The following is a 13759-nucleotide window of genomic DNA, read 5'->3' as shown; positions in this document are numbered from 1 at the left end:
GGTGCCCGGCCCGCACCCGACGTCGTGGGCAACATCTTCGAGGCCGAACAACGGCACCAGGCCCGGATGGGTCTGTACGCACGGGAACTCATGACCCAAAAAGACCGTCGCACAACGGAACCACGAGCGGTTCGCGATGTGCTCCTCGGTCAAGCCCCACGTTGCCGCCCGCGTTCTGCAGAAGGCAGAGCGCAACCATCACCAATATGTCCCTTGCCCTATAACGCAACGCGCCGTAGCGTAACTCCCCGTGACGCGCAGCTTCCACGCCGGACAGCCGTTTGACACCTCCGACGCCGATATCACCGCGGCGCTGGAGCAGGTCAGCATCCCGACACTGCTGCTGTCGCTGGTGCACATCACCGGGGACCCGCGCTTCATCCGGGACTACAAGCAGGCCGGGCTGTTCCTCAACGAGGTGCAGGGCTTCATGTCCGAGGACGACAAGGCCCGCGCCCGCGCCGAGGCGCTGCCGATCGTCGCCGCGTACCGCGACCGGGGCTGCCATATCCCCGAACCACTGTCCCCCGAACTGGTGCGCGAGATGTTGGACTGGGCGGCCTGCGAAGCGGTCGGCGAGGACAACCTGCCGCTGGTGCTCGAGGAACTCGACCTCGACGGCGTCGATCCGCGCCGGCCCGCCAAGCTCGACGACACCGGGGACTTCCACGTCGTCGTGATCGGCGCCGGGGAATCCGGAGTGCTGGCCGGCGTGCGGCTCAAGCAGGCCGGCATCGGCTTCACCATCCTGGAGAAGAACGCCGGACCCGGCGGGACCTGGTGGGAGAACAGCTATCCCGGCGCGCGCGTCGACGTCGCCAACCACTTCTACTGCTACAGCTTCGAACCCAGCAACCACTGGGATCACTTCTTCGCCGAGCAGCCCGAGCTGCGCCAGTACTTCGCCGACGTGGTGGCCCGCCACGACCTGGGCCCGCACATCCGGTTCGACACCGAGGTGCACTCGGCCAGCTGGGACGGCGACCGCTGGACGATCGACACCGGCAACGGAACCTTCACCGCCAACGCCGTCATCACCGCCGTCGGCCAGCTCAACCGGCCCAGCCTCCCGGACTTCCCCGGCGCGGAAACCTTTGCCGGACCGGCGTTTCACTCCGCCGCCTGGGATCACAGCGTCGATGTCACCGGCAAGCGCGTCGCCCTGATCGGCGCGGGCGCCAGCGGGTTCCAAATCGCGCCGGCGATCGCCGGCAAAGTCGAACATCTCACGGTGTTCCAGCGCACCGCGCAATGGATGTTCCCCAACCCGATGTACCACGAGCCCGTCGCCGACGGCGTGCGCTGGGCCATGGAGCATCTGCCCTATTACGGTCGCTGGTACCGCTTCCTGCTGCTGTGGCCCGGCGCCGACAAGGGCCTGGACGCCGCCATCGTCGACCCGGAATACGGCGACCAAGCGAACGCGGTCAGCGAGATCAACGCGATCGCCCGGATCATGTTCACCGACTGGATCACCACCCAGGTCGGCGACGACCCCGATCTACTGGCCAAGGTGCTGCCCGACTACCCCGCCACCGGCAAGCGCACCCTGCAGGACAACGGCAGCTGGCTGAGCACCCTCAAACGCGACAACGTCGAACTGATCCGTACCCCCATCGACCACATCACCCCGACCGGCGTCGTCACCACCGACGGCGCCGCTCACGATGTCGACATCATCGTGTACGCCACCGGTTTCCGCGCCACCGAGGTCCTGTTCCCGATCACCGTCACCGGACGCGACGGCGCCGATCTGCACGAGACATGGGGTAACCGGCCCTACGCATACCGCAGCATCGCGGTGCCGGGCTTCCCGAACTTCTTCATGACCTACGGCCCGGGCGCGCACCTTGCGCACGGCGGCAGCCTGATCCTCAACTCCGAACTGCAGATGCGCTACATCAACCAATGCCTGCAGCGCCTCATCACCGAGAGGCTGCGGACACTGGAGCCGCTGCCGGAGCCGACCGCCGAGTGGCACCGGCGTTCCCAGGAGGAGATCCGCAAGACCGTGTGGGCGCACCCGTCGATCAAGCACTCGTATTTCAAGAACGCCGACGGCGAGATCCATACCGTCAGCCCCTGGCGGCTGAGCACCTATCACGCCGCCGTGTACGAACCCGTCTGGTCGGACTTCCGGGAGGAATGAGCATGCGTTCAGTGATGGTCGACGCCAGTGGAGCGGTCAGTGTGGAGACCCGGCCCGACCCGGAACTGCCCGGCGCGGACGGCGCCATCGTCAAGGTGGAGGCCGCCGCCATCTGCGGATCCGACCTGCACTTCCTGGAAGGGCACTACCCGATCTTCGAGCCGGTTGCGCTCGGGCATGAGGCGATCGGCACTGTGGTCGAAACCGGCCCGGAGGTAACTGGTTTCACCGCCGGCGACCGGGTGCTGGTGTCCTCGGTGGCCGGCTGCGGGCGTTGCGCGGGATGCGCCACCCATGATCCGATCCGCTGTGTGCACGGTCCGCAGATCTTCGGTTCGGGGGCGCTGGGCGGCGCGCAGTCCGAACTGCTGGCGGTTCCGGGTGCAGACTTCCAGCTGCTGAGGATGCCGGACGGGATCAGCACCGAACAGGCCCTGCTCCTCACCGACAATCTGGCCACCGGCTGGGCGGCGGCCAAACGCGCCGATATCCCGCTGGGCGGATCTGTCGCGGTGATCGGTCTCGGTGCGGTCGGCATGTGCGCGCTGCGCAGCGCCCTGACTCTCGGTGCGGCAACGGTGTACGCCGTCGACCCGGTACAGACACGACGCGACCGCGCGCAGGCCGCGGGTGCGGTACCCGTGTCACCGCCGGCGGCGCAGACCATCCGGGAGGCCACCGGCGGCATCGGGGTGGATTCCGTCATCGACGCGGTCGGCACCGACACCTCCATCAATGACGCACTGGACACCGTGCGCACCGGCGGCACGGTGTCCATCGTCGGGGTGCACGACCTACAGCCCTACCCGCTGCCGGCGCTGGCCTGCCTGATCCGCAGCCTGACCATCCGGTTGACCACCGCACCGGTGCAGCAGACCTGGCCGGAACTGGTTCCCCTGCTGCAGTCCGGCAGGCTGAACGTGGACGGAATCATCACCACCACAATGCCGTTGGACGACGCAACCGCGGGTTACGACGCCGCCATGTCGCGAGCGGGAGATCACCTCAAGGTGCAGTTGGTGCCCTAGCGGAACGTCCGCTTGAGGTATCCGGTCAGTGAGTCGGCCGCGGCCGGCCCGACGTAGCCGAGGTGTCCGTCCGGACGAACCACGATCGCCGTCGTCCCGTCGACACCGTAGGCCTTCGCGAAATCTCCGTCGGCATCTCGGAGCAGCGGCAGCACCGTGGCGTCCACGGCGGCGTCGGCATGAGCGACCACGTAGACATCGATCAGACCGTTGGAGGCATCCTGCGCGGCGGCCGCGGCCACCTCCAGCAGGTCGAAACTCGCTGTGGCATCGGCATACAACACCAGGGTGTGCCGGGTGCCGGCCAGCAGTGTGTACAGCCGCACCGGATCGGTTTCGGCGGCGCGGGTCAATCCGCGGGCATCGGGCGCGCGGCCGCCGGCGCCGTCGGCCACGATGGGACTGTCGGCATAACTGATCAGCAACTGGGCCTCGCGACGGATCACGAAGGAAGGATCGTCGGAATCGGCGCCGATCCCCTCGCGGGCGCTACGCACGGTGCGACCGACCACCTCCTCCCCGACCGGCCGACGCTCGGCGTCATAGCTGTCGAGCAGCCCCTCGGCCGCATCACCGGTCACCGCGAGGGCCAGCTTCCAGGCCAGGTTGTAGGCGTCCTGGATACCGGTGTTCATTCCCTGAGCGCCGGTGGGCGGGTGGATGTGCGCGGCGTCGCCAGCGACGAACGCCCGGCCCCTGCCGTAGGCGTTGACGATCCGGTGGCTGATCCGGAAGACCGAGGACCAGCGCATGTTGCGGGCCGTCGTCGGCTCCGGGGACAGCCTGTCCAGCACCGCTTGAATGTGGTGCAGCTGCGGCGGATTGCCGCTCTCGAAGCCGTGCTGCACACCGCCGGTCGCCTCGGTGGACAGATCCGAGGGCACCAGCATCGACATCCGGTAGCGTCCACGGCCGGGCAGCGGGATGCACACCAGCAGGTCATCGATCTTGCCGTCGGTCTGGTGCATCGCGCGGATGGCGTAGCCCGCGGGCTGCGACCAGTCGACCTCGACATCGCCGAGCATGTACTGCTCTTCGAACGCAGCGCCCTCGAAGGTCAGGCCGAGAGTCTTGCGGACCACGGAATGGGCACCGTCCGCACCGAGCAGATACTGGGCCCGCACCTTCTGTTGACCGATCTCACCCTCGAGGGTGGCGGTGACGCCGTCGATATCCTGCTCGAATCCGGCCAGCCGGACACCGCGTTCGATGGGGACACCACGGGTGGCCAACTCCTCGCGCAGCACCCGCTCGGTGCTGTACTGCGGCAGGCCGATGAACCCGAACGGCACATCTTCGGGCAGGGCGAAGTCGACCTGCCCGGCGGGTTCACCGTTGACGTAGACGATCTGTCCACGGAAGGGCACGGCCGCGTCGAGAATTTGCCGCAGGATACCCATCCGCTCGAAGACTTCAAGCGTACGCGGTTGCACGCCAACCGCTTTGGCGTACTGCGGCGGCTCGAGCAGCGGATCGACGATCCGGACGGCCACACCCCGGCGGGCGAGTTCGATGGCCGCGGTCAGCCCGATCGGGCCTGCGCCCGCGATCAATACCTGCGTGTCGGTCACGCCGAGAAGTATGCCCGAGCCTCAGTCCGTGTGAGCACTTTCCTGGACATGTGCACGCAGGTTGTCCCGCAGGTTCGCGATCCCCTTCTGCAGAACGCGGAACTCCTCCGGCGACAGGCCGGTGGCCGCCACCAGATCCATCTCCAGGCCCTGCTCACGCAGCGCCCGGCCGGCGTCGGTCAGGCTGATCACCACCTGGCGCTCGTCCTGGGCGGACCGCTGCCGGGTCACGTACCCGACCGCTTCGAGCCGCTTGAGGATCGGGGTGAGCGTGTTCGATTCCAGAAAGAGCTTCTCGCCCAGGCCGCTGACCGTCTGGTGGTCCTCTTCCCACAGCGCGACGATCGCCAGGTACTGGGTGTAAGTGACGCCGAGCTTGTCCAGGATCGGTTTGTAGGCCTTGCCGTAGGCGAGGTTGGCCGAGTACACGGCGAAGCACATGAAATCCGACAGTTGGGGCGACGTGGGCTTCATGAGCCAATTGTAGCGCGTCCGATTAAATCGGGAATGAAAGAAAAATTCGCGGAGTTCTACTCAGCAGTCAAGCCCGGAACGACCGGGCCGACCCGAAACCTGAGGAGCCAGCCATGACCGTTCTGTACACCGCCGAGACCCACACCACCGGTGGTCGCCAGGGTGAGTCCTACAGCTCGGACGGCAACCTGGACATCCAGCTGACCCCGCCCGGAGCCACCGGCAGCGGCACCAACCCCGAGCAGCTGTTCGCCGCCGGATGGTCCGCCTGCTTCATCGGCGCCATGGGCATTGCCGCCGCCTCACACAAGGTGAAGCTTCCGGCGGAGACCGCTGTCGACGCGCAGGTCGATCTGCTGAACAACGACGGCGCGTTCGGGCTGGCGGCCCGGCTGAACGTGAGCGTGCCCGGCGTGGAGCGCGACGTGGCACAGGCCATCGTCGACGCCGCGCATCAGACCTGCCCGTACTCGAAGGCGACTCGCGGCAACATCGAGGTCACCATCACGCTGGTCTGAGTCCCGCCCGCCGGCCTACTCCTTGAGATCCAACGTGGGGGTGGGCCGGCGGAACAGCCGCGTCACGCCCAGCAGCCAGGCGAAACCGACTGCCAGCCAGATCAATCCGGTGACCAGGGTCATCGCCGACAGGCTGGTCCACAGCCACACGGTGAGAGCGAAACCGATGAGCGGCAGGATCAGGCTGCCGATGACCTGGCCGCCGGAGCGCTCTTTCAGATCCACGAAGTAGTGCTTGATCACCGACAGGTTCACCACCGAGAACGCCACCAGCGCACCGAAACTGATCAGTGACGCCAGGGTCGCAAGGTCGATCACGATGGCCAGCAATGACACCACCGACACCACCAGGATCGCGTACACGGGGGTGGCGAACCTGCGGGAGACGTACCCGAACACCGCACGCGGGAGGATGCCGTCGCGCCCCATCGCGAAGAGAATGCGGGCCACCGAGGCCTGCGATGTGATGGCCGAACCCAGCGCTCCGGCCACATAGGCCGCGGTGAAGAACGTCACCAGGAAGTCGCCACCGGCAGCGGCCATCACGTCGAGCGCACCGGAGTCGACATCGGCGAACTCGTTGGTCGGGAACACCGCCTGGCCCAGGTAGGACAGCACGATGAAGATCAGGCCTGCCGACACGGTGGCGATCATGATGGCGCGCGGGACAGTGCGTTTGGCGTCCTTGGCCTCCTCGGACAAGGTGGACACCGCATCGAAGCCGAGGAAGGACAGGCACAGGATGGCCGCGCCGGCGAAGACCGGGCCCAGACCGTCGGCCGTGCCGTCACCGGTGAACGGCGCCGCCAGGTCGACGGTGCCGTTGCCCGCCAACGAGGCGCACACCAGCACCGCGAAGACCACGATGAACACCGCCTGGATCGCGATGATGAGGAAGTTCGCGCGTGCCACCGAGACGATGCCGACGATGTTGAGCACCGTCACGATCGCGATGGTGACCAGGACGATCACCCAGGCCGGCAGCGCCGGAATGGCCGCTTCCAGGTAGATCCCGATGACCAGGTAGTTGATCATCGGCAGGAACAGGTAGTCCAGCAGCAGCGCCCACCCGGCCAGGAAGCCGACCGGTGCGCCGAATGTCTTCTGCGTGTAGGTGTATGCCGATCCCGCCACCGGGTACGCCGTCGCCATTCTGGCGTAGGACCGGGCGGTGAACACCATCGCGACCAACGTCACCACATAGGCCAGCGGTAGCCGACCACCGCTGGTCTCGGTGACGATGCCGTAGGTGGTGAACACGGTGAGCGGCACCATGTAGACCAGGCCGAAGAGCACCAGCGAGGGCAACCCGAGTACCCGTTTCAGCGAGCCTTCGGTGTCGGTGTCGGTAACGGACATGGGATTCAGCCTTCCCTCGGGTAAACCGGTCGCCCTTGCAGGTAGGTGGCCCGGACAGTGACGGCCGGCAGCTCAGGAGCCGCGGTCGTGGTGGGGTCGGCGTCCAGCCAGACCAGGTCGGCACTGGAACCGGGAATCAGCTGCCCCCAGGCTGTTTCGGCGAATGCCTGATGGGCGACACCGGCCGTGTACGCGGACAGCGCGGCCTCGATGGGCAGGATCTCGTGCGGTGTCCAGCCACCGGCGGGGGTGCCGTCCTCGGTCTGGCGCGACACCGCGACCGCGATACCGTCCAGCGGCGCACCAGAGGACACCGGCCAGTCGGACCCGAAAGCGAGTGCGGCGCCGGATTTTTCCAGGGATCGGATGCGGTACTGCCGCTCGGATCGCTCGGCGCCCAGTCGCGGCACGGTCAGCACCGTCATCAACGCATCCAGCTGGGCCCACAGTGGCTGCATGTTCGGGATGACGCCCAGTTCGGCGAACCGGCCCAGATCGGCATCGTCGACCAGCTGCGCGTGCGCGATGACGGGCCGGCGGTCACGCGGACCGTTGGTGCGCACTACGTGTTCGATGGCATCGAGGGCTTGGCGCACCGCGGCATCCCCGATGGCGTGGATGTGGATCTGCAGCCCGAGATCGTCGACCCGCTGCGCGGCGCGGGCCAGCGAGTCGCCCTCCCACAGTTGCATACCGTGGCTGTGCAGTCCGGAACAGTACGGCGCAAGCAGCGCACCCGTCTCGTTCTCCACGACCCCGTCGGCGAAGAATTTCACCGTGTCGGCCGACAGCAGCGGTGAGCCGGCGCCCCGGACCCGGTCACGGGCGTCGGCGAAATGCGTGACCTGCGTGTCGAAATGCCGCGGATCGGCGTAGAGCGCCAGATTGAACCGCATCCGCAGCGCACCGGCTCGGGCCGCGGCGATGTAGGTGTTCACATCGTCGGGCTCGACCCAGGCGTCCTGCACCCAGGTGACGCCGCGAGCCAGGTAGTAATCGGCCGCGGTACCGAGGGCGGCGATGCGCACGGACTCGTCGCGTGCGGGCATCACCGCGGCGACCAAATCGGTGGCACCCCATTCCCGCAGGGTGCCGAGCACCGAACCATCGGCGCGACGCGGGATCTCACCGAGGACCGGATCCGGGGTGTCTGCGGTGATGCCGGCCAGCCGCAGGGCCGCGGAGTTCACCCAGAACGTGTGGTAATCCCAGGCCCGCAGGACCACCGGCCGGTCCGCGACGGCAGCGTCGAGCCAGCGCGCGTCGAAGAGCCCGCCCTCGACCAGGCTGCCGTCGTAGGAGGCGCCGACGATCCATTCCTGGTCGGGGTGGGCATCGGCGTAGGTCTTGACCGCGGCGACGATCTCGTCGACCGATGTGCAGGGCCGCACCTGCGGGCCCACCGACTCCAGTCCCCCATAGAGCGGATGCGCGTGCCCGTCGCCGAAGGAGGGCATCAGAAAACCGCCCGCCAGGTCGACCCGCTCATCGGCGTCGGACGCGTGCGCCTGCGCACCGACCGCGATCACGAGGCCGTCGCTGACGAGCAATGCGTCCGTGGTGTCGGTGCCGGTCCAGATGGTGCCGCCGGAGAACAGGATGCTCACAGCGCCGCCCGCCGGGGGGACGGCTGCTGCTGGGTGATGCAGTGGACACCGCCGCCGCGGGCGAACAGCGGGCGGGCATCGACGGACACCACCGTGCGGCCCGGGTACTGCTCGGCGAGAATGGCCGCGGCGTCCGCATCGCGCGGATCACCGAAACTGCAGGCGATCACGCCGCCGTTGACCACGAGGTGGTTGATATAGCTGTAGTCGACATACCCCTCATCATCGGTGAGGGTATCCGGTGCGGGCATCTCGATGATCTCGAATCGGTCGGCGAGTTTTTCCCGTAGTTCCCGGCACACCGCGGTGTCGGGGTGGGCGCCGGCGGTCTGGGTGTGCAGCAGTAGACGGCCCGGGGCGGTGAATGCGGCGACGATGTCGACATGGCCGCGGGTGCCGAAACGTTCCGAGTCGCGGGTGAGTCCGCGCGGCAACCACACCACCTCGGTGGCGCCGATGGTGCGGGCGAGTTCGGCCTCGACGTCCGACCGGCTCAGGTCCGGGTTACGGCCGGGGTCCAGCTGCACCGTGTCGGTGACGAGCACGGTGCCGTGTCCGTCGACCTGAATTCCGCCGCCCTCGTTGACAAGTGGCGAGGACACCAGTGGCACTCCGGCCGCCTCGGCGATCAGCGCGCCGATCTTCGCATCGCGGTCCCAGCGCGCCCAGTCCTGCCCGCCCCAGCCGTTGAAGACCCAGTCCACCGCGGCCACCGAGCCATCCTCGGCGTGCACGAACGTCGGGCCGATGTCGCGCATCCAGGCGTCGTTGAGCGGCGCTTCGATGATTTCGATGTCCTGGGAGACATAGCGTTTGGCGGCGTCGATCTCACCGGGATCCACCAGCAGGGTGACCGGTTCGAATTCCGCGATCGCGTGCGCCACCGCCGCCCAGGTGGTGCGCGCCTCATGGTGTTCTGCTTCGGTGTCGCCGAGCGAGTACCCCGCGGACGGGTAGGCCATCCACACCCGGTCCTGCGGTGCGGTCTCGGCGGGCATCAAGTAGCTCACTTGACGACCGCCGTGGCGTCGTGACCCTCACCGTACGGACGTCCGGTGTCCACCGCGGCGGTCAGCCTGCCATAACTGTCCGGGCGCCGGGTCAGCAGGAACGGGAAGAGCTCCAGCCAATCCCGGCGCTGATCCAGATCCAGGTCGGCGATCAGCACCGCTTCCTCGTCACGCGGCGCCTGCACCAGCACCCGTCCGTACGGATCGGAGATGAACGACGAACCGTAGAACGACAGCGCGCCCTCGTTGCCGGTGCGGTTGGGCACCACCATGAACAGGCCGCTGTTGATGCCGTTGGCGACGATGACCTGCTGCCACAACGGCTGGGTGTCCAGGTCGGGGAACACCGGTTCGGATCCGATGGCGGTCGGATACACCACGACCTCCGCGCCGCCCAGCGAATAGTTACGGGCGACCTCGGGGAACCATTCGTCCCAGCAGGTGGGCAATCCGATGCGGGCATCGAGGCCTTCGGGCGTGTAGACGGGGTACGCGTCGTCCGGGGGCCCGGCCCGGAAGTAGGTGTCCTCGTAGTAGCCGGCAGAGATGGGGATGTGCATCTTGCGGGTCCGCCCCACCAGGTCGCCCGAGGGCGAGACCAGGATGGCGGTGTTGTAGCCCAAACCGTCTGCGGCCGGCGCCTTCTCGTACAGCGAGGCATGCACGAAGACCTCGTTGGCGCGCGCGGCCTCGGCGGCCAGTGCGAAGGTCGGTCCGCCGGTGAGGTCCTCGGCGCCGTCGCCGGGGTTCGGGCCGGCGGGGGTGTCGGCCGGGTAGCGCAGCAGGGTGATCTCCGGCAGGAACACCGCGGTGGCGCCCTCGCCCGCGGCCCGGTCGATGCCCTCGCGCAGCACCCGCGCCAGTTCGGCGGCGTCCGCACGCCAGCGGTGCTGAACCAGTCCCACCCGCAGCGGCGGCCGCTCGGAGGCGTGGGAACGTGACAGTGGTGCGGCCGCTCCGGCAATCAGGGTGCGCATGTCTACTCCTAAAACGAATACAATTCGTTTATTGTGTGACCCAACCCACTTTTCCGCAAGTGCTACAGGAGCAAGCCGTATGGGACGACCGAAGGTGGCGATCCTTTCCACTGACCTGATCGCCGCGGCCGCAATGGATCTGGTCAGCAGGCAGGGTGGATTCACCATTCCCGAACTGGCCCGCGCACTGAAGGTCAGCCCGTCCTCGCTGTACAACCACGTCTCCGGGCGCGAGCAGATCATCGAACTGCTCCGCGAGAAAGCCATGAGCGAGGTCCGGCTGCCCGACCTGGCCGGACCGTGGATCGACGTGGTCGGCGACATCGTGCGGTCCTACTACCGCAGCTACGCCCGCTACCCCCGGCTGATCCCGCTGATGACCGCGTATCCGGTCGGCAGCCATCAAGCCGTCGCGATGTACAACGCACTGGCCGTCACCCTCAGCGGGGCCGGCTTCGACGCCGCGGACACCCTGCGCATCATCACGCTGATCGACAGCTTCGTGCTCGGCTCCGCCCTCGACGTGGCCGCACCCGCCGCTCCCTGGGGCGACGGTCCCGAGGCCGGACCGGAACTGGCCGAAGCGCTGGCCACCGGGTCCGCGCAGGCAGATCGCCCCGGCGACGCCTTCGAATTCGGCCTGGCGGTGCTGCTGCGCGGACTCGGTGGCCCGTAGAAAAATTTCGCTGATCGTAACTGTTCTCGCATCGGGCCCGGGCACGTCGAATGGAAGGCGACTGTGAACACCGAACCCGAAACTGATTCGAGGACGCTTCACCATGGCAGCGCAGCCACGACAACTGCACCTGAACGCTTTCCTACGCAATATCGGCCAGCACGAAGCGGCGTGGCGACTGCCCGAGACCCGGATCTCTGGCATCACCGACATCGACCACTACATCGATCTCGCCCGCATCGCCGAACGCGGCAAGCTGGATGCGATCTTCTTCGCCGACCACCCGGTGCTGAAGGGCAAGACCGAGTTCCGCCCGTTCGATGCGCTGGATCCGTTCACCTTGGTGACCGCGCTGTCGGGCGCCACCAGCCAGATCGGCCTCGTCGCCACCGCGTCGACCACCTACAACGACCCCTACAGCCTGGCCCGGCGGTTCGCGACCCTCGACCACGTCAGCAAGGGCCGCGCCGGATGGAACATCGTGACCACCGCCAATGCGGACGCCGCGGCCAACTTCGGGTATCCGAACCACCCCGATCCCGACCATCGGTACCGCCGGGCCGATGAGTTCCTCCAGGTGGCGCTGCGGTTGTGGGACAGCTGGGAAGACGACGCCATCGTCGGTGACAAGGACGCACCGCGGTTTGTCGACCCCGACAAGATCCACCGGATCGATCACGTCGGCGAGCACTTCTCGGTGACCGGGCCGCTGGAGGTACCGCGGTCACCGCAGGGCCACCCGGTGCTGTTCCAGGCCGGATCCTCGGAGCCCGGCAAGGAATTCGCCACCCGCTACGCCGAGGCCATCTTCACCGCCCAGCCCACCATCGCCGAGGGGCGCGAGTTCTACTCCGACGTGAAGACCCGGATCCGCAAGCACGGCCGCAACCCCGATGAGGTGCACATCCTGCCGGGGTTGTCGGCGGTGATCGGCGGTACCGAAGCCGAGGCGCACGCGCTGAAACGCCAACTCGAGGACCTGACCGTGCCCGATTACGGACTCGAACAGCTCAGCAGCATCGTCGGTTTCGCGGTCACCAAGGACGACCTGGACCGGCAGCTGCGTTTCCCCGAGAACGAAGACGCGAACACCCATTTCATCAAGAGCCGCTACGCCCTGATCAAACGCCTGGTGCAGACCGAGAACCTCACGGTGCGGGAACTGCTGCTACGGCTCAGTTCAGGGCGCGGTCACCGCCTCATCGCAGGTACCCCGGAGCAGGTGGCCGACGACATCGAAGAGTGGTTCACCACCGGCGCCGCCGACGGTTTCAACCTCATCCCGCCGGCGCTTCCGTCCTCGCTGACGGCCTTCGTCGACCAGGTTGTCCCGGAGTTGCAGCGGCGCGGCCTGTTCCGCGACGAATACACCGGCGCCACCCTGCGCCATCATCTCGGCCTCTCGCGGCCGGCCAGCCGATTCACCACCGGGGCGCCCACCGCCGCACCGGCAGCCAGCTAGGAGTCCGACATGCGCACGTTGTCCACCCTGTTCCGAGTAGCGGTCGTCACCGCGGTGACCGCCGGGACGCTGACCGCCTGCAGCTCGGCCGAACCCGACACCGCAGGCGGTGCGGCGCTCACCCCCGATGCCGCCCTGCCCATCGACGTGCCGGCCGGCACCAAGCTCGTCGTCGCCGATGACGCCAACCGCCTCAAGACGCTGTTCGCGCTCTCCGGCGAGCAGGAGTTGCTCAGCGCCGATGTCAGCTACGCCAACTTCAGCAGCGGGCCGCTGCGACTGGAGGCGATCCGCTCCGGTAACGCCCAGCTCGGCCGGGTCGGCGACGTGCCGCCCATCCTGGCTCAGTACTCCGACGCCGGGGTGCCGATCGTCGGCGCGGTCCGATACGACGGCCCCGGGGCGACGCTGGCCACCGCCCCCGATTCCGGTATCGAGAAGCTGGAGGATCTGCGCGGCAAGAAGATCGCGATCAACGAGGGCACCGCCCAGCAGGCGATCGTGTTGCGCAACCTCAAGTCCGCAGGCCTATCCATCAAGGACGTGCAGCCGGTGAACCTCGGGCTCGCCGAATTCGCCGACGGTCTGCGCGCCAACCAGGTCGACGCCGCGGTGCTCAAGCAGCCCGACCGGTTCCGCTACCTGGCCTCCACCGAGGGCAAGGGCAGCAAGGAGATTCCCAACGCTCCGGGCGCCAATCCAGGCCTCTACTACGTGTACGCCAGCAATGACGCGCTCGGAAATGCGGCCCAGGCGGCCGCGATCCGTGAGTTCGTCATCCGCTGGTACCGCGCCGAGAAGTGGCTGAACGAGCACAAGGATGTCTGGGTGCAGGAGTATCTGATCAAGGATCAGAACGTGACGCCCGAGGACGCGAAGGTGATCGCGGAGTCCGACGGCTTGAGCAGCGTGCCCGGATTCACCGACG

At 67.6% G+C, this 13759-nt stretch carries 12 protein-coding genes; 6 read left to right on the top strand and 6 right to left on the bottom strand.

What is annotated here, in order from left to right:
* Positions 1–250 precede the first annotated feature (250 nt).
* Both AC1DTF_RS21490 and AC1DTF_RS21485 read left to right on the top strand, forming a co-directional pair.
* Positions 251–2149, top strand: coding sequence for a flavin-containing monooxygenase (locus tag AC1DTF_RS21490; protein WP_477475541.1), 1899 nt, complete (start codon positions 251–253; stop codon positions 2147–2149).
* A 2-nt stretch (positions 2150–2151) separates the two neighbouring features.
* On the top strand, positions 2152–3177 hold the full coding sequence (locus AC1DTF_RS21485) for an alcohol dehydrogenase catalytic domain-containing protein (protein ID WP_477475540.1): 1026 nt from the start codon (positions 2152–2154) through the stop codon (positions 3175–3177).
* Here AC1DTF_RS21485 and AC1DTF_RS21480 read toward each other — a convergent pair.
* A complete protein-coding gene (locus AC1DTF_RS21480; protein ID WP_477475539.1) occupies positions 3174–4748 on the bottom strand; it encodes an FAD-dependent monooxygenase in 1575 nt (524 codons plus the stop codon). The two genes, AC1DTF_RS21485 and AC1DTF_RS21480, sit on opposite strands and share 4 nt — an antisense overlap.
* Positions 4749–4769: 21 nt before the next feature.
* A complete protein-coding gene (locus AC1DTF_RS21475; protein ID WP_057169856.1) occupies positions 4770–5222 on the bottom strand; it encodes a MarR family winged helix-turn-helix transcriptional regulator in 453 nt (150 codons plus the stop codon).
* A gap of 113 nt (positions 5223–5335) precedes the next feature.
* Here AC1DTF_RS21475 and AC1DTF_RS21470 point away from each other — a divergent pair, with 113 nt between their 5' ends.
* The gene (locus AC1DTF_RS21470; RefSeq protein ID WP_057169857.1) at positions 5336–5740 is read left to right on the top strand and encodes an organic hydroperoxide resistance protein; all 405 of its coding nucleotides are present in this window, start codon (positions 5336–5338) and stop codon (positions 5738–5740) included.
* A 15-nt stretch (positions 5741–5755) separates the two neighbouring features.
* Here the strand turns inward: AC1DTF_RS21470 and AC1DTF_RS21465 are convergent, their stop codons facing one another.
* From AC1DTF_RS21465 to AC1DTF_RS21450, 4 genes are read right to left on the bottom strand one after another with little or no spacing between them, the layout of a single operon-like run.
* Positions 5756–7099, bottom strand: coding sequence for an APC family permease (locus AC1DTF_RS21465; protein WP_477475538.1), 1344 nt, complete (start codon positions 7097–7099; stop codon positions 5756–5758).
* Positions 7100–7104: 5 nt separating this feature from the next.
* Entirely contained in the window at positions 7105–8706 is a 1602-nt protein-coding gene (locus AC1DTF_RS21460; RefSeq protein ID WP_477475537.1) for an amidohydrolase, read from the bottom strand.
* On the bottom strand, positions 8703–9716 hold the full coding sequence (locus tag AC1DTF_RS21455) for an agmatine deiminase family protein (protein WP_477475536.1): 1014 nt from the start codon (positions 9714–9716) through the stop codon (positions 8703–8705). The genes AC1DTF_RS21460 and AC1DTF_RS21455 overlap by 4 nt, the downstream gene beginning before the upstream one ends.
* Positions 9713–10693 carry a nitrilase-related carbon-nitrogen hydrolase gene (locus AC1DTF_RS21450; protein ID WP_477475535.1) on the bottom strand — a complete coding sequence of 327 codons (981 nt, stop codon included), beginning with the start codon at positions 10691–10693 and terminating at the stop codon, positions 9713–9715. The genes AC1DTF_RS21455 and AC1DTF_RS21450 overlap by 4 nt, the downstream gene beginning before the upstream one ends.
* Before the next feature lie 79 nt (positions 10694–10772).
* On the opposite strand from AC1DTF_RS21450, the gene AC1DTF_RS21445 reads away from it, so the two are divergent.
* The 3 genes from AC1DTF_RS21445 to AC1DTF_RS21435 form a co-directional block, all read left to right on the top strand.
* Positions 10773–11369 (top strand): TetR/AcrR family transcriptional regulator C-terminal domain-containing protein, encoded by a 597-nt coding sequence (locus tag AC1DTF_RS21445; protein WP_477475534.1) that lies wholly within the window; start codon positions 10773–10775, stop codon positions 11367–11369.
* A gap of 103 nt (positions 11370–11472) precedes the next feature.
* Entirely contained in the window at positions 11473–12831 is a 1359-nt protein-coding gene (locus tag AC1DTF_RS21440) for an LLM class flavin-dependent oxidoreductase (protein ID WP_477475533.1), read from the top strand.
* 9 nt (positions 12832–12840) lie between these two features.
* Positions 12841–13759 (top strand): ABC transporter substrate-binding protein (locus AC1DTF_RS21435; protein WP_477475532.1); only part of this gene is annotated, 919 nt, incomplete at its 3' end.

The sequence above is a fragment of the Mycobacterium sp. P4_H6 genome, assembly GCF_056400845.1.
The sequence above is the reverse complement of the archived record's forward strand: the minus strand, read 5'-3'. Positions and strand labels throughout refer to the sequence as shown.